General features: G+C 71.6%; 22 protein-coding genes and 1 tRNA gene. 15 read left to right on the top strand and 8 right to left on the bottom strand.

Features of this window, described 5'->3' with window-relative positions:
• Nucleotides 1-10 precede the first annotated feature (10 nt).
• Genes ACFVTX_RS16850 through cmk form a run of 6 tightly spaced genes read left to right on the top strand, consistent with a single transcriptional unit; the run spans nucleotide 11 to nucleotide 5073 of the window.
• A complete protein-coding gene (locus tag ACFVTX_RS16850; RefSeq protein ID WP_386902139.1) occupies nucleotides 11-898 on the top strand; it encodes a ParA family protein in 888 nt (295 codons plus the stop codon).
• On the top strand, nucleotides 882-1733 hold the full coding sequence (locus tag ACFVTX_RS16845) for a segregation and condensation protein A (RefSeq protein ID WP_386902137.1): 852 nt from the start codon (nucleotides 882-884) through the stop codon (nucleotides 1731-1733). Before ACFVTX_RS16850 ends, ACFVTX_RS16845 begins: the two co-directional genes overlap by 17 nt.
• Entirely contained in the window at nucleotides 1723-2478 is a 756-nt protein-coding gene (gene scpB, locus ACFVTX_RS16840; RefSeq protein ID WP_386902135.1) for an SMC-Scp complex subunit ScpB, read from the top strand. The genes ACFVTX_RS16845 and scpB overlap by 11 nt, the downstream gene beginning before the upstream one ends.
• The gene (locus tag ACFVTX_RS16835; RefSeq protein ID WP_386902134.1) at nucleotides 2468-3280 is read left to right on the top strand and encodes a pseudouridine synthase; all 813 of its coding nucleotides are present in this window, start codon (nucleotides 2468-2470) and stop codon (nucleotides 3278-3280) included. Before scpB ends, ACFVTX_RS16835 begins: the two co-directional genes overlap by 11 nt.
• Nucleotides 3280-4362 carry a prephenate dehydrogenase gene (locus ACFVTX_RS16830; protein ID WP_386902132.1) on the top strand — a complete coding sequence of 361 codons (1083 nt, stop codon included), beginning with the start codon at nucleotides 3280-3282 and terminating at the stop codon, nucleotides 4360-4362. The genes ACFVTX_RS16835 and ACFVTX_RS16830 overlap by 1 nt, the downstream gene beginning before the upstream one ends.
• Before the next feature lie 39 nt (nucleotides 4363-4401).
• Entirely contained in the window at nucleotides 4402-5073 is a 672-nt protein-coding gene (gene cmk, locus ACFVTX_RS16825) for a (d)CMP kinase (protein WP_386902131.1), read from the top strand.
• 69 nt (nucleotides 5074-5142) lie between these two features.
• Here cmk and ACFVTX_RS16820 read toward each other — a convergent pair whose 3' ends face one another.
• Nucleotides 5143-5979: a GAP family protein gene (locus ACFVTX_RS16820; RefSeq protein ID WP_386902129.1), complete on the bottom strand. Its 837-nt coding sequence runs from the start codon at nucleotides 5977-5979 to the stop codon at nucleotides 5143-5145.
• Between the two features lie 117 nt (nucleotides 5980-6096).
• Between ACFVTX_RS16820 and ACFVTX_RS16815 the strand changes: the two genes are divergently transcribed.
• The 3 genes from ACFVTX_RS16815 (at nucleotide 6097) to der (ending at nucleotide 9686) form a co-directional block, all read left to right on the top strand.
• Nucleotides 6097-7380, top strand: a complete 1284-nt coding sequence (locus ACFVTX_RS16815) for a sensor histidine kinase (protein WP_386902127.1) — start codon at nucleotides 6097-6099, stop codon at nucleotides 7378-7380.
• Nucleotides 7377-8057 (top strand): response regulator, encoded by a 681-nt coding sequence (locus ACFVTX_RS16810; RefSeq protein WP_386902125.1) that lies wholly within the window; start codon nucleotides 7377-7379, stop codon nucleotides 8055-8057. Before ACFVTX_RS16815 ends, ACFVTX_RS16810 begins: the two co-directional genes overlap by 4 nt.
• A gap of 120 nt (nucleotides 8058-8177) precedes the next feature.
• Entirely contained in the window at nucleotides 8178-9686 is a 1509-nt protein-coding gene (gene der / locus ACFVTX_RS16805) for a ribosome biogenesis GTPase Der (protein WP_386902123.1), read from the top strand.
• 75 nt (nucleotides 9687-9761) lie between these two features.
• Here der and ACFVTX_RS16800 read toward each other — a convergent pair whose 3' ends face one another.
• A complete protein-coding gene (locus ACFVTX_RS16800) occupies nucleotides 9762-10385 on the bottom strand; it encodes a GNAT family N-acetyltransferase (protein ID WP_386902121.1) in 624 nt (207 codons plus the stop codon).
• Nucleotides 10386-10513: 128 nt separating this feature from the next.
• Here ACFVTX_RS16800 and ACFVTX_RS16795 point away from each other — a divergent pair, with 128 nt between their 5' ends.
• The 4 genes from ACFVTX_RS16795 (at nucleotide 10514) to ACFVTX_RS16780 (ending at nucleotide 13186) form a co-directional block, all read left to right on the top strand.
• On the top strand, nucleotides 10514-10951 hold the full coding sequence (locus ACFVTX_RS16795) for a MarR family winged helix-turn-helix transcriptional regulator (protein WP_386902120.1): 438 nt from the start codon (nucleotides 10514-10516) through the stop codon (nucleotides 10949-10951).
• On the top strand, nucleotides 10948-11655 hold the full coding sequence (locus ACFVTX_RS16790) for a hypothetical protein (protein ID WP_386902118.1): 708 nt from the start codon (nucleotides 10948-10950) through the stop codon (nucleotides 11653-11655). Before ACFVTX_RS16795 ends, ACFVTX_RS16790 begins: the two co-directional genes overlap by 4 nt.
• 42 nt (nucleotides 11656-11697) lie before the next feature.
• Nucleotides 11698-11771, top strand: a tRNA-Pro gene (locus ACFVTX_RS16785).
• Nucleotides 11772-12283: 512 nt separating this feature from the next.
• Nucleotides 12284-13186 carry a hypothetical protein gene (locus ACFVTX_RS16780; protein WP_386902116.1) on the top strand — a complete coding sequence of 301 codons (903 nt, stop codon included), beginning with the start codon at nucleotides 12284-12286 and terminating at the stop codon, nucleotides 13184-13186.
• 129 nt (nucleotides 13187-13315) lie between these two features.
• Here the strand turns inward: ACFVTX_RS16780 and ACFVTX_RS16775 are convergent, their stop codons facing one another.
• The 3 genes from ACFVTX_RS16775 to ACFVTX_RS16765 all read right to left on the bottom strand — a co-directional run bounded on the left by ACFVTX_RS16775 (nucleotide 13316) and on the right by ACFVTX_RS16765 (nucleotide 15339).
• The gene (locus tag ACFVTX_RS16775; RefSeq protein WP_386902114.1) at nucleotides 13316-14620 is read right to left on the bottom strand and encodes a Fic family protein; all 1305 of its coding nucleotides are present in this window, start codon (nucleotides 14618-14620) and stop codon (nucleotides 13316-13318) included.
• Nucleotides 14621-14716: 96 nt separating this feature from the next.
• Nucleotides 14717-14878, bottom strand: a complete 162-nt coding sequence (locus ACFVTX_RS16770; RefSeq protein WP_386902112.1) for a hypothetical protein — start codon at nucleotides 14876-14878, stop codon at nucleotides 14717-14719.
• Nucleotides 14879-14988: 110 nt separating this feature from the next.
• Nucleotides 14989-15339 carry a metalloregulator ArsR/SmtB family transcription factor gene (locus tag ACFVTX_RS16765; protein WP_386902110.1) on the bottom strand — a complete coding sequence of 117 codons (351 nt, stop codon included), beginning with the start codon at nucleotides 15337-15339 and terminating at the stop codon, nucleotides 14989-14991.
• 96 nt (nucleotides 15340-15435) lie between these two features.
• Here ACFVTX_RS16765 and ACFVTX_RS16760 point away from each other — a divergent pair, with 96 nt between their 5' ends.
• Nucleotides 15436-16752: an FAD-dependent oxidoreductase gene (locus ACFVTX_RS16760; protein WP_386902108.1), complete on the top strand. Its 1317-nt coding sequence runs from the start codon at nucleotides 15436-15438 to the stop codon at nucleotides 16750-16752.
• Nucleotides 16753-16784: 32 nt separating this feature from the next.
• On the opposite strand, the gene ACFVTX_RS16755 is transcribed toward ACFVTX_RS16760, so the two are convergent.
• The 3 genes from ACFVTX_RS16755 to ACFVTX_RS16745 all read right to left on the bottom strand — a co-directional run bounded on the left by ACFVTX_RS16755 (nucleotide 16785) and on the right by ACFVTX_RS16745 (nucleotide 19196).
• Entirely contained in the window at nucleotides 16785-17201 is a 417-nt protein-coding gene (locus ACFVTX_RS16755; RefSeq protein WP_386902106.1) for an arsenate reductase ArsC, read from the bottom strand.
• A gap of 95 nt (nucleotides 17202-17296) precedes the next feature.
• On the bottom strand, nucleotides 17297-18217 hold the full coding sequence (locus ACFVTX_RS16750; protein WP_386902104.1) for a metalloregulator ArsR/SmtB family transcription factor: 921 nt from the start codon (nucleotides 18215-18217) through the stop codon (nucleotides 17297-17299).
• A gap of 10 nt (nucleotides 18218-18227) precedes the next feature.
• A complete protein-coding gene (locus tag ACFVTX_RS16745; RefSeq protein WP_386902102.1) occupies nucleotides 18228-19196 on the bottom strand; it encodes a capsular polysaccharide synthesis protein in 969 nt (322 codons plus the stop codon).
• A 196-nt stretch (nucleotides 19197-19392) separates the two neighbouring features.
• Between ACFVTX_RS16745 and ACFVTX_RS16740 the strand changes: the two genes are divergently transcribed.
• Nucleotides 19393-20205: an SDR family NAD(P)-dependent oxidoreductase gene (locus tag ACFVTX_RS16740; RefSeq protein ID WP_386902100.1), complete on the top strand. Its 813-nt coding sequence runs from the start codon at nucleotides 19393-19395 to the stop codon at nucleotides 20203-20205.
• The last annotated feature ends 87 nt before the right edge of the window (nucleotides 20206-20292 follow it).

Below are 20292 nucleotides of genomic sequence, written 5' to 3'. Positions count from 1 at the left end.
AAGACGACCCGTGACGCAGCACCAGCAGGACTCCGCGAACGGAATCGCGTCGCCGGAGGTCGAGCTCGGTCCGACTGGTCGCCCATCTCGCGAGTTCGCCGTGCCTGCGCCGCTCGCCTCGCACGGCCCCGCGCGAATCATCGCCCTGTGCAACCAGAAGGGCGGCGTCGGCAAGACGACCACGACGATCAACCTCGGCGCGACGCTCGCCGAATACGGCCGCAAGGTGCTCGCGATCGACTTCGACCCGCAGGGTGCGCTCTCGGCGGGGCTCGGCGTGCAGACGCACGACGTGCCGACCATCTACGACCTGCTGCTCTCGCGCCAGTTCGAGCCGAAGGACGCGATCCAGCAGACGAGCGTCGAGGGCCTCGACGTGATCCCCGCGAACATCGACCTCTCGGCGGCCGAGGTGCACCTCGTCACCGAGGTCGCCCGTGAGCAGATCCTCGCGAGCGTGCTGCGCCGCGTCTCGGGCGACTACGACGTCATCCTCATCGACTGCCAGCCCTCGCTCGGGCTCCTCACCGTCAACGCGCTGACGGCGAGCCACGGCGTCATCATCCCGCTCGAGTGCGAGTTCTTCGCGCTGCGCGGTGTGGCCCTGCTCATCGAGACGATCGACAAGGTGCGCGACCGGCTGAACCCGGCGATCGAGCTCGACGGCATCCTGGCGACCATGTACGACTCCCGCACGCTGCACTCGCGCGAGGTGCTCGAGCGGGTCGTCGACGCGTTCGGCGACAAGGTGCTCGAGACGGTGATCACGCGCACGGTGAAGTTCCCCGATGCGACGGTCGCGGCGACGCCGATCACCGAGTTCGCCCCCGAGCACCAGGCTTCCAAGGCGTACCGGCAGCTCGCGAGGGAGCTGGTGTTCCGTGGCGCGGTCGCCTGAGGCGGAGGCCCAAGCGAACGAGCCGGCGACGGATGCCCCGGGCGACGGCTCGGAGGCCGGGTTCCGCGTCGCGCTCACGAACTTCGAGGGCCCGTTCGACCTGCTGCTCTCGCTCATCGCGAAGCACGAGCTCGACATCACCGAGGTATCGCTGTCGAAGGTCACCGATGAGTTCATCTCGTACCTGAAGGGGCTCGACTCCGAGGAGGAGCTCGACCGGGCGAGCGAGTTCCTCGTCGTCGCGGCGACGCTCCTCGACCTCAAGGTCGCCGGGCTCCTGCCGCAGGGCGAACTCGTCGATGCCGAGGACGTGGCGCTCCTCGAAGCGCGCGACCTGCTCTTCGCGCGGCTGCTGCAGTACCGCGCCTTCAAGGAGGCAGCACGCTGGTTCAGCGGGAACCTCGAGGCCGAGGCGTCGCGTCATGCACGCACCGTGCGACTCGAGGAGCAGTTCCGCCAGCGGGCGCCCGAACTGGTCTGGTCGCTCTCGGCGGAGGACTTCGCCGCGCTCGCGACGCTCGCACTCACGCCGCGTGAGATCCCGGTCGTCGGGCTCGACCATCTGCACGCTCCGCTCGTGTCGATCCGCGAGCAGGCGGCGCAGGTCGTGGCGATCCTGCGGCGCGGCGAACCCGTGACGTTCCGTCAGCTCATCGCGGGGGTGGCGCAGCGAGGCGTCGTCGTCGCACGGTTCCTCGCCGTGCTCGAGCTGTACCGACACGCCGCGATCGGCTTCGACCAGCTCGAACCGCTCGGCGAACTGACGCTGCATTGGGCCGCCGAGAGCTGGTCGGATGCGAACCTCGAGAGCCTGGGGGCCGACTATGACGAATGAGACGTTCCGCGGCGAGGGCACGCTCTCGGACGAGGGTCTCGAACCGCTCGCCGGGGCTCGCTCCTCGACCGACGGTGAGGGCGACGCGCCCGAGGACGGCCCCGAGCTCTCGGTCGCGACGCCGCTCGACGTGCCGGGCCAGTCGCGGCTCGACCTCGACCGCGCGATCGAGGCGATCCTCTTCATCGCCGACGAGCCCCAGAGCGTCGTGCACCTCGCGGCCGCGGTCGCCCGCCCGGTCGCCGAAGTGCGGGCGTCGATCGCCCGCCTGCGAGCCGACTACGACGGCGCGGCGCCCTCGGGCGAGCCCCGCACCGACGTCGCGGCCGAGGAGCCCGCGGCGCGGAGCATCCGTCGTGGTTTCGAGCTCCGCGAAGTCGGCGGCGGCTGGCGCTTCTACGTGCGCGCCGAGTACGACGCGCTCGTGACCTCGTTCGTCGTCATCCAGTCGTCGACGCGTCTGTCGCAGGCGGCGCTCGAGACGCTCTCGGTGATCGCCTACAAGCAGCCGATCTCGCGCTCGCAGGTCGCCTCGATCCGCGCGGTGAACGTCGACTCGGTGGTGCGCACGCTCCTCGGGCGCGGGCTCGTCACCGAGGTGTCGAGCGACCCCGAGACGGGCGCCATCCTCTACGGCACCACCGATCTGCTGCTCACGAACCTCGGCATCAACTCACTCGACGAACTGCCGCCGATCTCGCCGTTGCTCGACGACGGCCAGGAGGGATTCGACCTTGACCGATGAACGAGGCGCCGTGAACGACGGCCCTGACGGCAACCGGCAACGCCTGCAGAAGGTGCTCGCCGCGGCGGGCGTGGCCTCGCGTCGCGTCGTCGAGGAGTACATCCTCCAGGGCCGGATCGAGGTGAACGGCGAGGTCGTGACCGAGCTCGGCACGCGCGTCGACCCCGACACCGACTTGGTCTCGGTCGACGGGGTCGCGGTGCAGCTCGACACCGCGAAGCGCTACTACCTGCTGAACAAGCCGGTCGGGGTGGTCTCCTCGATGCGCGACGAGCAGGGGCGACCCGACCTGCGGCAGTTCACCGACGAGCTCGAGGAGCGCGTCTACAACGTGGGCCGGCTCGACGCCGAGACGAGCGGTCTGCTCGTGCTCACCAACGACGGCGAGCTCGCGCACGTGCTCGCGCACCCCTCGTTCGGCGTGGAGAAGACCTACATCGCGAAGGTGCGCGGCCGGGTCACCCCGCAGACGCTGCAGCAGCTGAAGAACGGCATCGTGCTCGACGACGGACCGATCAAGGCCGACCGGGCTCGGATCCTGCAGACGCAGGGCGACTCGCGGTACTCGATGGTGCAGCTCACCCTCCACTCCGGGAAGAACCGGATCGTGCGGCGCATGCTGGCGGCGGTCGGTCACCCCGTCGTCGAGCTCGTGCGCCGGCAGTTCGGGCCGCTGCACCTCGGCACGCTCCGCGTCGGCGAACTGCGCGAGATGACGAAGACCGAGCGCGGACTGCTGCTCACCATCGCTCGCGAGGCGCAGGCGGCCCGTGGCGAGTCGCAGGCCGGCGAGGAGCACTGATGGTCGAATCACGCCTCACCGGGCCGGTGCGCGTCGTCGGCGCTGGGCTGCTCGGCACGAGCGTCGCGCTCGGGCTCCGGGCGCGCGGGCTCGACGTGATCCTCGCGGATGCCTCGCCCACCCATGTGGCGCTCGCGGTCGATCTCGGGGCCGGGCGCGCGGCGAGTGCCGACGACCGCCCGCAGCTCGTCGTCGTCGCCGTGCCGCCCGATGTGACCGCACGGGTCGTCGCCGACGAGCTCGCGGCCTTCCCCGAGGCGATCGTGACCGACGTCGCGAGCGTGAAGGGCGGCATCCTCGGCGATCTCGAGGAGGCGGACGCCGACGTGTCGCGCTACATCGGCTCGCACCCGCTCGCGGGGCGCGAACGCGGCGGGCCGCTCGCCGCGCGCGCCGACCTCTTCGTCGGCCGGCCGTGGGTGGTTGCCGCGCACGACGCGATCAGCTACCAGCGGGCGGGGGCCATCGACGACCTCATCCTCGACCTCGGGGCGACGCTCGTGGAGATGACCCCCGACGAGCACGACCGCGGGGTGGCCCTCATCTCGCATGTGCCGCAGGTCGTGTCGAGCGTCATGGCGCGGCGGTTCATCGACGCCCCGAATGCGGCCCTCGGGCTCGCCGGGCAGGGGGTGCGCGACGTGACCCGCATCGCGGCGAGCGACCCCGACCTGTGGGTGCAGATCCTCGGCGCGAACGCGGCGCCGGTGCGTGACATCCTGCTCGCGTTCCGCGAGGACCTCGACCGCTTCATCGAGGCGCTCGCCGACCCCGTCGCGCCGGGCGCGCGCCGCCGCGTCGCCGAGGAGCTCACGGGCGGCAACACGGGCGTCGCCCGGCTGCCTGGCAAGCACGGCACCGACAAGCGATTCACGACCGTCATCGTGATGGTCGACGACCGGCCGGGCCAGCTCGCCCGCCTGCTCGCCGAGATCGGCGAGATCGGCGTCAACCTCGAAGACCTGCGGCTCGAGCACTCTCCGGGCCGCCAGGTCGGCCTCGCCGAGGTGCAGGTCGTGCCCGAAGCCGCAGAACGACTCACCAACGAGCTGGCCGAACGCGGCTGGCGCATCGCCGGCTGAGGCCGGCCCGATCTCGCGGCACGCAAGTCGCAACACCCCATGGAGGCAGCAGTGCAGTTCCCGATCGTCGTGGCCGTCGACGGCCCCGCCGGCAGCGGCAAGTCGAGCGTGTCGAAGGCCGTCGCGCGGCGACTCGGCTACGGATTCCTCGACACCGGCGCGGCGTATCGCGCCCTCGCCTGGCACGCGGAGGCGAGCGGCGTCGACCCGCACGACGCCGCCTCGGTGGTCTCGTGCCTCGCGAGCTTCGACTACCGCATCGGCACCGACCCCGCCGGCTATCGCGTGCACGTCGGCGAGACCGACGTCACCGACGCGATCCGCGACCCGCAGATCTCCTCGGTCGTGAGCCTCGTCGCGCGGGTTCCCGAGGTGCGCAAGCACCTCATCGAGCTGTTCCGCGCGATCATCGCCGACGAGCGGCGCCCGGGCATCGTCGTCGAAGGGCGCGACATCACGACGGTCGTCGCCCCCGACGCGCCGGTGCGCATCCTGCTCACCGCCTCGGAAGAGGTGCGGATGTCACGGCGTGCCGCCGAACTCACCGGCCACGACGCGGGGAAGACGGGTGAACAGCTCCTCGCACGCGACCGCGCCGACTCGAAGGTCGTCGACTTCATCAATGCCGCCGAGGGGGTCACCGTGGTCGATTCGACGGAGCTCGACTTCGAGCAGACCATCGATGCGGTGATCGCGGTCGTCGAGGGCTGAGGTCGGGGCGTCGCGGGTCTCGAGACGCGTGCTTCGCTCGCTCCTCGACCCGCGGGGCGACTGGGCGGGTCAGCGTTGGGCGAGGTCGCCGAGCGCGGTGAAGAGCCCGAGTTCGCTCGCCGCCGCGCGGGCGACGAAGAAGCCGATGATGCCGATGATCCACGCGGTGTTCTCGGCGGCGGTCCGTTCGAGCCATGCGGCGAGCCGTTCGAGCGGCCGCTGCACGAGGGGCGCTGCGACGACGCGCAGCGCGAGCAGCACGAGCGCCGGTGCGATCATGACGACGCAGTAGCCGGCCAGCGCGGCGAAGCGGAGGGGCCCGTCGAGTCCGGCTTCGGCGACGAGCCCCATCCCCACGAGGTAAGGCAGCATCGTCGCGACCTCGAGGAGCCCGGCCGCGAGAGCCACCGCCATGACGTTGACGGGCGACGCCGACTCGGCGAGCAGCCGGTCGCGCCACCGGGAGAGGCGCCCGCCGGCCGGCGCAGGTGATGGCACCGGGGCGAGGCCGGCCACGGCATCAGCTCGGCTCGCAGGGCCGACGCCCGACGAGACGTGCTCGCGTGCTCGCTCCGCCTCGCGCGCCTGCGCCTTCTCGCGCGTGGGAATCGCGAACGAGGCGACGAGGAGCCCGGCGCCGACGACGAGGCGCACGATCCTCCCGGGCGTCGAGTTCAGGAAACCCTGGCCCGCCTCGACGAGATTGACGAGTCCGAGCGTCACGAGCACCCCGACGACGAGGTAGAAGCCCGCGATCGTGACGAGGTAGAGCAGCACCCGGCCGCCGCGCAGGCGCGGCGCGAGGAGCAGGAACACGGGAATGAGCAGCGTGCCGATGCTGAGCCCGTCGAGGAGGGCGAGCACGGTGAGCGACAGGCCGAGCGGCGCATCGGTGACGAGATCCATGCGGCGAGTCTGACGCCGTCCGCGCGCGAGCGGATCGGGCGGACGATTGAGGCGCCGGCCGGCCGTCTCGTCCTTTCGGCGTAGGCCCGATGCCGGCGATCGTGCTTCGATGGAGGCATGGAGACGGTCGTCGACGAGCGGGGCGGGCTCGCGGGCGGCGCGAGCGCGAGGCATCCCGAGACCCGAACGCCCGGTTGGGTGCAGCGCCACCGCCCCCTGCTCGATGCGGCGGCGATCGCCGCCCTCAGCGTGCTCGCGGCCGCTGTCGGCCTCGGGTCGATCTGGGACGTGCTCACCGTGCTGCCCGAACCCGTGTCGCCGTGGTGGGGCGTTCTGCTGGCTGTGCCTGCCGTCGTCTGCGTCGCACTGAAGCGGCGGTACCCGCGCACCGGGCTCGCGATCACGAGCGTCGTCGCACTCATCGCCCTCTTCACCGTCGGCGGCCTCGGCACGATCATCGCGCTGCTCGATCTGCTGTGGACCGTCACTCTGCGGGCCGCGCCGGCGGGTCGGCGCCGTATCCTCGTCGCGTGCGCCGTCGCGACCGCGGCGATCACCGCGATCACGCTCGCGGTGACGACCGACGTGCGCATCGCCGTGCTCGTCGGCCTGCAACTCGGGGCACTGCTCGGCACCGACTACTGGTGGGCCACGGCCGTCGCACAGGCGAACGAGCTCGCGGAGCTGCACCGCCGCGAAGCGCGCGAGGTCGTACGTGTCGCCGAGCGCGACCGCGAGCAGGCGCTGCAGCGCGAACGCGACGGAATGGCGCGCGAACTGCACGACCTCGTCGCCGGTCACGTCGCGGCGATGGCGATCAGGGCCGAGGCCGCGCTTTCGAGCGAACGCGACGCCGAACGCGATCGTGCCGCCCTCCGCGCGGTGCGCGACTCGAGCCTCGAGGCGCACCAGGCGCTGCGGTCGATGATCGCGGTGCTCCGGGCGGGCGGCGGCGAACTCGTCGTGCCGCCTCGCCTCGACCGTGTCGCGGGGTTCGTCGAGGATGCGCGCCACGCCGGCCTCGAGGTCGTCCTCGAGACCGACCTCGAGGAGCGGCCGACGCCGGGGCTGCCCGATACGGTCGAGCAGCTCGCCGCGCGGGTCGTGCAGGAGGCGCTCGCCAATGCCGTGCGGCACGCGGCCGGCGGCCGGGCGCGGATCTCGCTCGCCGTGGACGGCGGTGCGCTCGTGGTGCGCATCGACTCGTGGGACGGCCGACCGCTCGCGCGGCCCGAGCTGCCGGGGAACGGCAGCGGGCTCGCCATGCTCGCCGAGCGGGTGCGGGCGATCGGCGGACGCTTCGACGCGGGGCCGGGCACGGGCTCGGCTGCTGCGCCACGCGTCGGCGGCTGGACGGTGCGGGCCGAACTCCCGCTGGTGGCGACGGGGGCGGCTGCGTGAGCGCGCCGCGGGTGCTCGTCGTCGACGACCACGGGGCGATTCGCGAAGCGCTGCGCATCATGCTCGAGACCCATGGCCTCACCGTCGTCGGCGAGGCCGCCGACGGCGCCGCCGCCGTGCGCAACGCCGCGGCGCTGCAGCCCGATGTCGTGCTCATGGATCTGCGGATGCCCGGCGTCGACGGTGTCACCGCCACGCGCGACATCGTGGAACGCGGACTCGGCGACGTGCTCGTGCTCACGAGCTTCGACGAGGACGAGCTCGTGTTCGGCGCGATCGCGGCGGGCGCGGCCGGGTTTCTGCTGAAGACGGCCGACGCCTCGACCCTCATCGACGCCGTGCACCGCGTCGCCGCCGGCGAGGGGGTGCTCGACCCGCGCGTCACCCGCCGCGCGCTCGCGGCGCTGGCCGGGCTGGCGGGGCGCGACGGTCGCGCTCCGCGCCGGTCCGAGGCGCTCGACGACCTCGTCGAGGCGCCCGTGTCGCTGCTCACCGACCGGGAACGCGACGTGCTCGCGGGCATCGCGCAGGGCTGGTCGAACGCCGAGCTCGCCGAACGTCTCGGCATCGCCCTGCCGACCGCGAAGACGCACGTCTCGAACGTGCTCGCGAAGCTCGGCGCGCGCAGCCGCACCCACGCGGTCGCCATCGCGCGTGAGCTGGACCCGGGGGAGTAGGCCCCGCAGGACGACCTGTTCGTGCGGCTGAGGACTGCAGCATCCGATGTTCTCAGCATTCATACGGCAGACTGGAAGCTGCGCGCATTCGCGCCGACGACTTTTTCTGCAGGAGACAGCATGACCGACCAGCGCGACGAGTACGACGACGTCGCCGACGACCTGGCCGAGCGACTCTCGGTCGTCGACGACGATCTCGCCGAGCAGCGGGCCGCGGCCCTCCGCACCGGCCTCAGCGACTACGACCTCGACGAGGACGACCTCGACGTCCTCGAGCTGAGCGAGCACGGCGAGGAGGCCATCCGCTACCTCCCGGCGCTGCCGGTCATCGCGATCGTCGGCCGCCCGAACGTCGGCAAGTCGGCGCTTGTGAACCGCATCCTCGGCCGCCGCGAGGCCGTCGTCGAAGACACCCCCGGGGTCACCCGCGACCGCGTGTCGTACAAGGGCGAGTGGCTCGACCGCCGCTTCACCCTCGTCGACACCGGTGGGTGGGAGCCCGACGCGAAGGGCATCGACGCCTCCGTCGCCGCCCAGGCCGAGGTCGCCATCGACCTCAGCGACGTCGTGCTCTTCGTCGTCGACGCGACCGTCGGCGCGACCGCGACCGACGAGCACGTCGTGCGCCTCCTCCGCAAGACGAACAAGCCCGTGTTCCTCGTCGCGAACAAGGTCGACGACGCCCGTCAGGAGCCCGAGGCCGCCGCGCTGTGGAACCTCGGCCTCGGCGAACCGCACCCCGTCTCGGCGCTGCATGGCCGCGGCGTCGCCGACCTGCTCGAAGCGGTCTTCGAGGTGCTGCCGCTCGTCTCGGCCGTCGCGAAGGAGGAGTTCGGCGGACCCCGCCGCGTCGCCATCCTCGGGCGCCCGAACGTCGGCAAGAGCTCGCTGCTCAACAAGACCGCCGGTGAAGAGCGCGTCGTCGTCAACGAGCTCGCCGGTACGACTCGCGACCCCGTCGACGAGCAGATCGAGCTCGGCGGCAAGATCTGGCGCTTCGTCGACACCGCCGGCATCCGCCGTCGCGTGCACCTCCAGCAGGGCGCCGACTTCTACGCGTCGCTGCGCACGCAGGCGGCACTCGAGAAGGCCGAAGTCGCGGTCGTGCTGCTGGACGTCTCGCAGCCGATCTCCGAGCAGGACGTCCGCATCATCGACCTCGTGCTCGAATCGGGCCGTGCGCTCGTGCTGGCCTACAACAAGTGGGACCTGCTCGATGACGACCGTCGCCGCTACCTCGAACGCGAGATCGAGCAGGATCTGCACCACGTCGCCTGGGCGCCCCGGGTGAACATCTCGGCACGCACCGGCCGTCACCTCGAGAAGCTCGTGCCCGCCCTCGAGACGGCGCTCGAATCGTGGGACACCCGGATCCCGACCGGCAAGTTCAACGCGTTCCTCACCGAGCTCACGCAGGAGCACCCCCACCCGGTGCGTGGCGGCAAGCAGCCCCGCATCCTGTTCGGCACGCAGGCCGCGAGCCGCCCGCCGACATTCGTGCTCTTCACGACCGGGTTCCTCGACCCGGGCTACCGCCGGTTCATCCAGCGGCGCCTGCGCGAGATCTACGGCTTCGAAGGTTCGCCGATCGTCGTGAACATGCGGGTGCGCGAGAAGCGCCAGCGCTAGACACCGGATGCGGGCGGGTGAGTGATCACCCGCCCGCATCGCTGTTTCACGCCCGGGAGTCGGGCGCGTCGCCGCTCAGGCGTCGAGTCGCAGCTGCATGATCGCGCGGTCGGCATTGGGGCGGGCGACCTCGGTGAAGCCCGCGCCGACGAACATCGACACCGTGCCGTGGAAGAGGTCGGCTGCGGGGATCTTCGCGTGGGCGGTCGGGTCGATGGCGTAGCCCTCGACGAGTCGCGCCCCGTTGGCCCGGGCGAACTCGACCGCCGCCTCGGTGAGTGCCTTGCCGACGCCGCGTTTGCGGTGCGCCCGCGGCACGACGAAGCAGGAGACCGCCCAGATGCCGGGGTCGGCGAGATCGGGGTCGGGCGTGGAGCCCGCGATGAGCCGGCTCTGCTGCAGCCGGACGAGGTTGGCGCGCGGCTCGACCGCGCACCAGCCGACCGGGACGTCGCCGTCGTAGGCGAGGAGCCCAGGCCCCGACTCGGGGGAGTCGAGCTGGGTGCGCAGCCGCTCGCGGAGGCCCTCGTCGCCGACGCTGCGCCAGTCTTTGCCCGGGATCTTGTACCACTGGCACCAGCAGTGCGCGGGGTCGCCCTTGGTGCCGAACACGGCCTCGACGTCGGCGAACGGGGCATCGGCCGCCGGGACGACGCGGAGCGGCGCGGGTTCGAGGTCGTCACTGAGCTCGCTGATCATGCGGCCACGCTAGCGGAGACCGCCGACATCGCGGGAGCGGGAGCGGGAGCGGGAGCGGGAGCGGGAGCGCAGCGCGGCCGGCGACCCTCGAATCGTGAAGCAATGTAACAATGAAGTATCATCACCATATGGACGTCACCATCCTCGACCGCCTGCTCCAGATCGGCGAACTCTTCCAGCGCGACATGGCGCGCGCCTTCGCCGGCACGGGCTTCACCCCCGCGCGGCTCCGCGTGCTCTGGGTGCTGCAGCACGGCGGGGCGATGACGCAGCAGGCGCTCGCTGCCGAACTCGACGTCACCCCGCGCAACGTCAGCGGACTCGTCGATGCGCTCGAGGCATCCGGTCATGTGCACCGCGCCCCGCACCCGAACGACCGCCGCGCCGTGCTCGTCGAACTCACCCCGCGCACCGCGCGCATCATGGCGCGCATGCAGCGCGAGCACTCCGAGCTCTCCGCGACGCTGCTCGACGCCGTCGCTCCCGACGACCGCGCCGCCGTCGAACGCGGCATCGGCGCCATCGCCGACCGGCTGGCCGTGCTCGTCGGCGACGCCGGGACATGAGCGCCGCGGTGGGCGCGCAGCCCGTGGCATCCGGCCTGCGCCGCGTCGGGCGCCTCGCGAAGCGGGCGCTCCGGATCGAGCTCGCGATCTACGCGAGCATCGGCCGCGTCGTAGCGCGCCGGCCCGCCGTCGCCCGCGGCGCCGTCGGATTCAGCCACCACCGGCCGGTGTTCACGATCCTCATGGTGTTCATCGTGCTCTCGGCCGTCGAGATCCCGATCATCGACCTCATCGTGCACCGCTGGCCCGCCGTGCGCATCGCCATGCTCGTCATCGGCCTCTGGGGTCTCACCTGGATGCTCGGGCTGCTCTGCGCGTACCTCATGCGCCCGCACACCGTCGGCCCCGACGGGCTGCGGCTGCGCGCCGGCCTCGACACCGACCTCGCCCTCAGCTGGGACGACATCGCTTCCGTCGCGCGACGTGCACAGGTCGACGAACCGAAATCTCCGAGAATCATCGAGACGGATGCCACGCGCACGCTCATGCTCCGCGAGAACAACGAGACCGTCGTCGAGATCGAACTCGAGCGCGCCGTCGAACTCGAAATCCCCGGTCACGGGCCGCACGGCGGCCGCCAGGCGGTGACGGGCGTGCGCATCTGGGTCGACGACGTCGGCGCGTTCATGGAGGAGGTGCGCCGGCATCTCGCGCCCGCGACGCCCCCATCGGCGCCTCGTGTGCACGAGCACCCCTCCGAATAGGGCTATGATTATCAAGTTGTCTTCGACGGAAGCCGAAGACATCGGGCTGTGGCGCAGCTTGGTAGCGCACTTGACTGGGGGTCAAGGGGTCGCAGGTTCAAATCCTGTCAGCCCGACTGAGAAAGTCGCAGATCAGGGGTCGTTTTCGGGATAACCGGATGCGGCCCCTGAGTCGTCCTCGGGGCGCGTACGCCAATGCGTTCCGCGCGGTCGTTCGGCGCGGCCATCCGGGTCTCGATCCCTGCTCCGGAGCGAGTCCTGCGCGCGGACCAGGCCTCGGTCGACGTAGGGGTGGGCCGGCTCGGATTCCGTTATCCGATGGATATGCGGATCGGACTCGCGGCATCGGTCGGCGCCAATACGCTCGCAGCATGGACGATGCCGAATGAGCCGCGCAACCCGACTCGCAGATCACCGTGCGGCATCACGCCCGATCGCGCTCGCAGTGATGACGGCGGCAATCGCGATCGCGCTTCTCGTCGGGTGCGCGCCGGGCTCGGAGGCGGCGGCGCCTCCTGTCTCGGAGCCGCAGACAGCGACCCCGACGCCCACGCCCGCTGCTGCGCGACCGTTTCAGACCATCGCTTCGTCGTGCGACCGGATCGTCACGATCGAATCCCTCGAAGCGGTGACCGGTGCCGACCTCGTCGCGGGGGTCTACTCGCACGGCGACCCGGTAGGAACCGCCCTCATACCGGCGGCCGTGCAGTCGGCCGGCGGATTCGCCTGCGCGTGGTTCGACTCGGAGACGGGTGCCCGACGGGTGTCGCTCACCGTCGTTCCCGACGCCGTCGAGGCCGCTGACCGCATCGACGCGGAGTTCGCCGCACGGAACGGGGAGACCCCGGTGGCAGTCGAGAGATCGATGCACGCGAGCTGCATCTACGACTACTGCGAGGTCCAGGGGTTCAGCGGCACGACCGCCGTCAACCTGTTCGCCTACGACATGCCGTGGGACGACTCCGGAAGCCCCGATCACCCGCGGATGGTCGCGCTCCGAGACGAAGTCTCGGCCAACCTCAGTGGCCTCGCGCCGCTCGGCCAGTTGCCTGCGCTGTCACCGGCCTGGCGCAACGGGCCGTCGAGCTGCGCCGAGATGCTCGCGCCGGAGGAGCTCGCCGACGCGCTCTCCATCGACGCCGTCGCGTACGACGTCGGGTACGCGTACGAGGAATCGAACGGGTGGGACGTCGCGCTGCTGACTGCCGGCGGCTTCACCTGCCGCTACGGCGGAGACGGTGCATTCGGCGGGAGGATCACGGTGCTGCCCGACACCGCGGCTGTGCTCGGTGCGCTTCCTGCGGACGGCGACTTGAGCCCGATCGAGGTGCAGGGCGCCTCCGCGTCGGGGCTGGTGGGCTGTTGGAGCAACGGCGAGCCGTTCGAGGCGGGCACGGGCCAGTGCACCGTCCACGTGCCGATCCGCGGAGCTTGGGTGTCGGTGCTCTCCGCCTCGTACGACACGACGGCGGCGCCGCTCCAAGCGGAGGCGGCCCGTATCGCGACGGCGATCGCCACGGCGCTCGACTGAACGGTCGGTTCCGGCGGGAGCTCGGCGTCTGCGACCCCGGGTGCGGGCGCCGAGATCAGCGCAGGAAGAGCCGGGCGTCGGCCTGCTCAGCCTCGGCGTATTGCGTCGCTGCGACGTCGCCACGAAGGATCAGGCGAGGACGTCGCCTTCGCCCGGGGGAGTCGTGAGGCGGCCGAACTGGCCGATCTCGGGGGCCGACGGCCCGAGCCTCGGCCTGCGGCCGGCGGTGTCGCCGGCGCCGACGCGGTTGCTGCGTTCGGTGAGGGCGACGAGCGCGAGGTGCTGATCCGCCGTCCAGCAGATGAGACGCCCGCGCTGGTCCTTCGTGCGACCGAGGATGCCGGCGTCGGCGAGTTCGACGAGGGCGCGGTGCGCGGCGGTCGTCGAGACGGCGTGACGTCGGGCGGCGGACTCCACCGTGAGCACCGGTTCGGTCGCGAGCCCCTCGAGGATGCGGAGGACGACGGCGCCGCGACGGGGCGCCGCGGGGTTCTGGCCCCGTGCGCTGCGGGCGGCGACGAGTTGCGCGAGCAGTCGTTCGTCGAGCGCTGCGACGTCGGACGACAGGCGCACGGCGTTGGCTGCGGCGCGCTCGGTCGCGTGGGCGAAGGCGATCACCCAGTCGTCGAGGCGCGACGGGGCGGCGCGGAACGCGGTGAGCCCCGCGATGTACGCGTTCGTGTCGCCGGCGAAGACGGTGCTGATCGGGATGAGGATGTTGCGCAGCGCGTCGGTGCGGTGGAGCACGGTGTGGATGAGGGCGCGCCCGGTGCGCCCGTTGCCGTCGATGAACGGGTGGATGGTCTCGAACTGCGCGTGGGCGATCGCCGCGCGGACGACCGCATTGCCGCTCGTCTCGGTGACGAATCGCGCGAGATCGGCGACGAGGCGCGGGACCTCGGTCTCGGGTGGCGGGATGAACTCGGCGCGGAGCGGGCTCCACCCCGGGCCGCCGACCCAGTTCTGCTCGGTGCGCAGCCCCGGTTCGAGCGTCGGCTCGATGGCGTGCTGCAGTGCTTCGACGTCGGCGACGTCGATCGGCCGGGACCGGTCGGCGAGCGCCGCGATCGCGGCCTCGGTCGCGCGCACATTGCCGATCACGTCGAGCGCCACGCGGTTGCCCTCGCGGAGCGCCTCGGCGATCGCCAGCCGCTTGGGGCTGATGCGGTTGCCCTCGATCCAGGACGAGGAGATGCTCTCGGACCGGATCAGGAGGTGGTTGAGGTACGCGCCGTTCGGTCCGATGCGTTCGTCGGCTCGGGCGAGTACGGTGACCGCATCGTCGGCGGCGGACTGTGCGGCCTCGCCCAGGGCGGGCAGCGCGGCGCCGAGCTCGTCGGGCACGAAGGCGCGGTAGCGGCCCGGTGCGCGATCCCTGCGGCCGAGGTGACCGGTGTCCTCGGGGGCCCAGACGCGTTCGATGAATGTCGGCACTTCGACCTCCCCGGGTTGCGGACCACGACGTCAAATCAACTTTATTCTACCTAAAGTTGATTTGACGTGGGTCTGGGCCGCGGGAAGGCGTCCGCGTCAGGAGCGCCCGAGCCCCTCCTCGCGTCGCTCGTCCTGCGAGCCGAGGTCGGCGACAGCGCCCTCGCCCTCCACGAATGCCTCGTCGCGTTCGCTCTGGCGCTGCTCGGCCTGCTCTTCGCGGCCCTCGCGCAGCTCGTCGTTCTTCTTGTGGTGGCCCATGGCGTCCGCTCCTTCTCCGTCGAGGGGTTGGTGCGGCAAGTCTGCACGTCCGCGCGGCGTTCCGCCACCGCGGTGCCTTCTCGGCGGGCGTGGCGAACAGCCGGCGCGACTCAGCTCGTGAGGAGTGCGCCGGCGACCCCGTCGAGACTGCCGGGAACGAGGCGGTAGTAGGCCCAGGTGCCGCGCTTGCTGCGGGAGAGGAACCCGGCCTCGCTGAGGATCTTGAGGTGGTGCGACACGGTCGGCTGGCTGAGGCCGACGGGTTCGATGAGGTCGCAGACGCAGGCCTCCTGGCCCTCGGATGCGGCGACGATCGAGACGAGGCGGAGTCGGGTGGGGTCGGCGAGGGCCTTGAGCTTGTGCGCGAGTCGTTCGGCGTCGGCAGCATCGAGGGGTTCGCTGACGAGCGGTGCGCAGCAGGCGGCGGTAGAGACATCCGTGACCTCGAGCATCGTGACCATGTATCGATGATAGTCGATATTGACATTCGTCGATATATGGCGGGAGGATGTGTCTATCGACGTTCATCGATATTCATCGACTCGCAGGAGGACGCAGTGACGCTGCTCGATCTGACCACCCGGCCCGTGACGAACGATCGTCTGTCGACGCTGCCCGTGGTGATCGTCGGCGCCGGCCCCATCGGGCTCGCCGCGGCCGCGAATCTCGTCGAGCGCGGCATCGACTTCGTCGTGCTCGAAGCAGGCGACGACGTGGCCGACAGTGTACGGGCGTGGGGTCACACGCGGCTCTTCTCCCCGTGGAAGCACCTCGTCGACCCCGCGTCGCGGCGGCTGCTCGAGGCTGAGGGCTGGCAGGTCCCCGATCCCGAGCGTGCTCCGGCGGGCAGCGAGCTCGTCGACGCCTACCTCGCGCCGCTCGCCCGACTCGACGCCATCGCCTCTCGAATCCGCACCGGCGCGGAGGTGCTCGCGGTGAGCCGCGAGGGCATGGACCGCACTCGCACGAACCACCGCTCGGCCACGCCGTTCCTCGTGCGGCTGCGCACCGCAGACGGCGTCGAAGAGCTCACCGCCCGCGCGGTGATCGACGCCTCGGGCACCTATCGCACCCCGAACTCGCTCGGCTCGAGCGGCCTCGGGCTTCTCGGCCTCGACGTGATCGCCGACCGGGTGCAGCCTGCGCTGCCCGACGTGCTCGGCCGCGACCGCGAGACGTTCGCCGGCCGGCACACCACGGTCGTCGGCGCGGGGCACTCGGCGGCGAACACGCTGCTCGGGCTCGTGCAACTCGCACGCGAGGTGCCCGGCACCCGGGTCACGTGGCTCATCCGCAACGCGCAGGCCGTGCGCGTCTCATCGTCGGCCGATGACGAACTGGCCGGGCGCGCCGTGCTCGGCGGGCGCGTCGACGCGGCCGTGCGGCGCGGCGACGTCGAGCTCGTCGACGGATTCGAGATCCTGCGGGCGCGTCGCGCGGCCGACGGCGACGCCGTCGAGCTCCTCGGGCAGCGGCGCGGCGAACTCGCGACCCACGCCACCGACCTCGTCGTCAACGCCACCGGGTTCCGCCCCGACCTCGACCCGCTGCGCGAGATCCGGCTCGAGCTCGACGAGATCGTCGAGGCGCCGAAGCGGCTCGCCCCGCTCATCGACCCGAACGTGCACTCGTGCGGCACCGTCGAGCCGCACGGGTTCGCCGAACTCACCCACCCCGAGCACGGGTTCTTCATCGTCGGCATGAAGTCGTACGGGCGCGCCCCGACCTTCCTCCTCGCGACCGGCTACGAGCAGGTGCGCTCGGTTACGGCCTGGCTCGCCGGCGACGTCGTGTCCGCCGCGAAGGTCGATCTCGTGCTCCCCGCGACGGGAGTGTGCTCGACCGACCTCGGCGGTTCGTGGAGCTGCTGCTGAGCGCGGGCGGCTCGTTGAGTGCGGGCGGCGGCTCAGGCTCCGGTCGACGCCGGCAGCAGCTCCGCGAGGAGCGCCTCGACGCGCCCGCGGATCTCGTCGCGGATCGGGCGGACCGCGTCGATGTCCTGGCCGGCGGGGTCGTCGAGCTGCCAGTCCTCGTATCGCTTGCCGGGGAAGATCGGGCAGGCGTCGCCGCAGCCCATCGTGATGACGACGTCGGACTCGCGCACCGCCTCGGTGGTGAGCACCTTCGGTGCCTGATTCGCGATGTCGATGCCCTGCTCGGCCATCGCCTCGACGGCGACCGGGTTGATCCGATCCTTCGGCTCCGATCCTGCGGAGAGCACCTCGACGCGGTCGCCGCCGAGCTCGCGCAGGAAGCCGGCGGCCATCTGCGAGCGACCGGCGTTGTGGACGCAGACGAACAGGACGGTGGGCTTCTCGGGCATCAGGGACCTCTCTCGGGATGACTGCGTTAACCATAGATCAATATCTATGCGTTGGCGCGACTCGGCGGCTTCGCGGTGCCGCGTTCAGCGGAGATTCACCGAGCAGGTCGCCCCGTGGCATCCGGCCGCGTCAACGACCCGAGGAGCTCTCGGACGCGACCGTCGATGTCGTCGCGGATCGCGCGCACCTCGTCGCGCGAGCGCCCGACGGGGTCGTCGAGCTCCCAATCGAGGTACCGCGTGCCCGGGTAGACGGGGCAGGCGTCGCCGCAGCCCATCGTGACCACGACGTCGGCCGCACGCACCACCTCATCGGTGAGCGGCTTCGGGAACTCGCCGCCGAGCGGCACGCCGAGTTCCTCGAGCGCGGCGGCGATCACCGGCGACACCGCCGCCGCCGGGGCCGAACCCGCGGTGCGCACCCGCACCCGGTCGCCCGCGAGCCGCCGCAGCAGTGCGGCGGCCATCTGCGATCGGCCGGCGTTCTGCACGCAGACGAACAGCACCTCGGGAACGCCGTCCTGCGCGTCGCGGGCCGCGACCGCGGCGAGGCGCTGTGCGGCGAACTCCGCGGTGCGCGAGCCCAGTCGCGTGCTGCCGCCCGACCGCGCGAGCAACTGCCGGCTCTCCTCGACGAAGCGCTCGACGGTCTCGCGGTTGAAGGTGCCGGCGAAACGCAGCGCGAGGTCGTCGGTGATGCGCGCGAAGACCTCGTCGTCGGGTGCGTCGCCGCGCTCGCCGAGTTCGCCGGGCGCGGAGCCGACGAGCTCGGCCACCCGGTCGAGCATGGCCGGCGCCACCGAGTACCAGACCCGGCGCCCCTCGGGGCGTCGATCGAGCACGCCCGCCTCGCTCAGCACCTTCGCGTGGTGCGTGATCGTCGGCTGACGGAGCCCGAGCTCCTCGGCCAGGCGGGTCACCGTGGCGCGCCCGTCGGGCTCGGCGAGGATCAGCTGCAGCATGCGGGCGCGCGTCGGATCGGACACGGTCGCCGAGAGCAGTCGGGCTGAACTCATAGACCGAAGTCTATGCTCGCGAACTTGCCGACAGCGCCGCCAAGTCCCCGTTCAGCAGGTGCTCGAGCACCGCCCCGCTCGGGACCGCGTCGTACTTGTAGCTCAGCTTCTGCAGGGGCGCGGTCGCGAGCATGCCGCGAAGCCGCTCGGGCCGCCACGGCTGCATCATCTCGAGCTGCAGCAGATGCGCGCTCGCCGACGACAGGGCGGGTGCGGCATTCCACTGACCGCGCGCTTCGGGCACGAACGCCTGCAGCACCTCGAAGATGCGGTGGTAGAGGAAGTAGTCGGGCAGGTCGTCGTTCGTCTCCCACCAGGCGTCGAGCGCGAGCCGTTGCAGGGCGAGGATCGGCGAGTGCGGCTGCGAGGCGATGAACCAGTTCGCGATCGAACGCCTCGTCCACCTCGGGAAGATCGTGCCCGCCCGCAGGAGCCTGCGCTGCAGCTCGTCGTCGAGGGAGCGGTGCACCCACGCGGTCGCGTCGACCCAGATGCCGCCGTGCTCCTCGAGGACGCGGGTGCGCACATAGTCGGAGAAGTGCGCCGGGCGATCGTGTTCGAGGAGGGTCGCGACGCGGTCGGGGATGGGGACGAGTTCGCGCACCGACCGCCCGTCGAGCACTCGCAGGCTCGGGTACACGCTGCGCAGCTGCGCGAGGCAGGCCCGCACGAGCGGCGGCGCGTCGTCGAGCGGGTTGTCCCAGTAGCTGAACACCCGGTCGGAGGGCACCGGCAGGTTCGCGTAGCGGCGCGCAGCGAGACGGGCTCGCAGGCTCGCGAACCGCGGCGGTCGCTCGGGGAGCCCCGCGGCCGCCCGAAGGCGTCCCTGCTGCGGCTCGAGCAGCCGCAGCACCCGCCGGTACGTCTCGATCGAGGCGGCCGGGTCGATCGTGTCGGTGAATGTCGACACCCGGTCGAGTTGCGCCTGCAGCCCTGCGAGCACTCGCTCGGTATCCGTCCGGCCACGGGTGTGCGACATGCTCCGAGGGTACTTCGCGAGGTTCGGTCGACGGTCGGATGCCACGCCCTCGCCCCCGCAGGACGGGCCGGAAGCCGAGCGGCGCCGTCGACGCGGGTCCCGGGACTCGGGCCGCGATAGCATCGCCCGACGGCACCCCCGGTTCCGTCGCCCGCGAACTCGGCCGCACGACGGCCGCCCCAGAGGAGCCCCACCCATGAACATCGACGGCAACGTCTTCGTCGTCACCGGCGCAGGCAACGGCATCGGTCGCGAGGTCGTCCTTCGCCTGCTCGCCGACGGCGCCTCGGTCGCCGGCGTCGACCTCGACGCATCCGGCCTCGCAGAAACCGCCGCGCTCGCCGCAGCCGGCGACCGCTTCACCGCCCACGCCGTGAACATCACCGACCGCGACGCGGTCGCCGCACTGCCCGCCGCCGTCGAGTCCGCGCACGGCAGGGTCGACGGAGTCCTCAACATCGCCGGCGTCATCCAGCAGTTCGTCAAGGTCGCCGAGCTGCCGTTCTCCGAGATCGACAAGGTCATGAGCGTCAACTTCGGCGGCGTTATGAACATGTGCAAGGCGTTCCTGCCCGTGCTCCTCGCCCGCCCCGAAGCGGCGATCCTCAACGTCGCCAGCATGGGCGCCTACGCACCCGTGCCCGGCCAGGCCGTCTACGGTGCGTCGAAGGCCGCCGTGACGCTCCTCACCGAAGCGCTCTACGCCGAGCTGCTCGACACGAACGTGCAGGTCACCGTCGTGTTCCCCGGCGCGATCGGCACCGACATCGCCGCGAACTCGGGGGTCACCCTCGCCGGCGGCGCCTCGAAGGCGGAGGCCGCCGAGTCGTCGTCGTACAAGATGACCGAACCCGCCGTCGCGGGCCGGGTCATCGTCGACGCGCTCGCCAAGGGGAGGTTCCGCGCCACCATCGGCGCCGACGCCGCCGCGATGGACCGCATCTCGCGGATCAACCCGAAGTTCGCGACGAAGCTCATCGCGAAGCGGATGGGCGCCCTGCTCGGCTGAACCGAGGCGGACCCGGCCGAGCGCCCACTGGTGCGGTCGAGTCCGCGGCGAGTATGATCGGCGCACCACGAGCGATCGTGACCCGAA

The sequence above is a fragment of the Agromyces sp. NPDC058136 genome (assembly GCF_042884375.1).
Classification (GTDB): domain Bacteria; phylum Actinomycetota; class Actinomycetes; order Actinomycetales; family Microbacteriaceae; genus Agromyces.
The sequence above is the reverse complement of the archived record's forward strand: the minus strand, read 5'-3'. Positions and strand labels throughout refer to the sequence as shown.

What these genes read in the sequence shown, in the direction of transcription:
- scpB (WP_386902135.1), top strand. Translation starts at nt 1,723, where the DNA reads ATGACGAATGAGACGTTCCGCGGCGAGGGCACGCTCTCGGACGAGGGT.
- ACFVTX_RS16830 (WP_386902132.1), top strand. Translation starts at nt 3,280, where the DNA reads ATGGTCGAATCACGCCTCACCGGGCCGGTGCGCGTCGTCGGCGCTGGG.
- cmk (WP_386902131.1), top strand. Translation starts at nt 4,402, where the DNA reads ATGGAGGCAGCAGTGCAGTTCCCGATCGTCGTGGCCGTCGACGGCCCC.
- ACFVTX_RS16820 (WP_386902129.1), bottom strand. Translation starts at nt 5,979, where the DNA reads ATGGATCTCGTCACCGATGCGCCGCTCGGCCTGTCGCTCACCGTGCTC.
- ACFVTX_RS16815 (WP_386902127.1), top strand. Translation starts at nt 6,097, where the DNA reads ATGGAGACGGTCGTCGACGAGCGGGGCGGGCTCGCGGGCGGCGCGAGC.
- der (WP_386902123.1), top strand. Translation starts at nt 8,178, where the DNA reads ATGACCGACCAGCGCGACGAGTACGACGACGTCGCCGACGACCTGGCC.
- ACFVTX_RS16800 (WP_386902121.1), bottom strand. Translation starts at nt 10,385, where the DNA reads ATGATCAGCGAGCTCAGTGACGACCTCGAACCCGCGCCGCTCCGCGTC.
- ACFVTX_RS16795 (WP_386902120.1), top strand. Translation starts at nt 10,514, where the DNA reads ATGGACGTCACCATCCTCGACCGCCTGCTCCAGATCGGCGAACTCTTC.
- ACFVTX_RS16790 (WP_386902118.1), top strand. Translation starts at nt 10,948, where the DNA reads ATGAGCGCCGCGGTGGGCGCGCAGCCCGTGGCATCCGGCCTGCGCCGC.
- ACFVTX_RS16770 (WP_386902112.1), bottom strand. Translation starts at nt 14,878, where the DNA reads ATGGGCCACCACAAGAAGAACGACGAGCTGCGCGAGGGCCGCGAAGAG.
- ACFVTX_RS16765 (WP_386902110.1), bottom strand. Translation starts at nt 15,339, where the DNA reads ATGGTCACGATGCTCGAGGTCACGGATGTCTCTACCGCCGCCTGCTGC.
- ACFVTX_RS16755 (WP_386902106.1), bottom strand. Translation starts at nt 17,201, where the DNA reads ATGCCCGAGAAGCCCACCGTCCTGTTCGTCTGCGTCCACAACGCCGGT.
- ACFVTX_RS16750 (WP_386902104.1), bottom strand. Translation starts at nt 18,217, where the DNA reads ATGAGTTCAGCCCGACTGCTCTCGGCGACCGTGTCCGATCCGACGCGC.
- ACFVTX_RS16745 (WP_386902102.1), bottom strand. Translation starts at nt 19,196, where the DNA reads ATGTCGCACACCCGTGGCCGGACGGATACCGAGCGAGTGCTCGCAGGG.
- ACFVTX_RS16740 (WP_386902100.1), top strand. Translation starts at nt 19,393, where the DNA reads ATGAACATCGACGGCAACGTCTTCGTCGTCACCGGCGCAGGCAACGGC.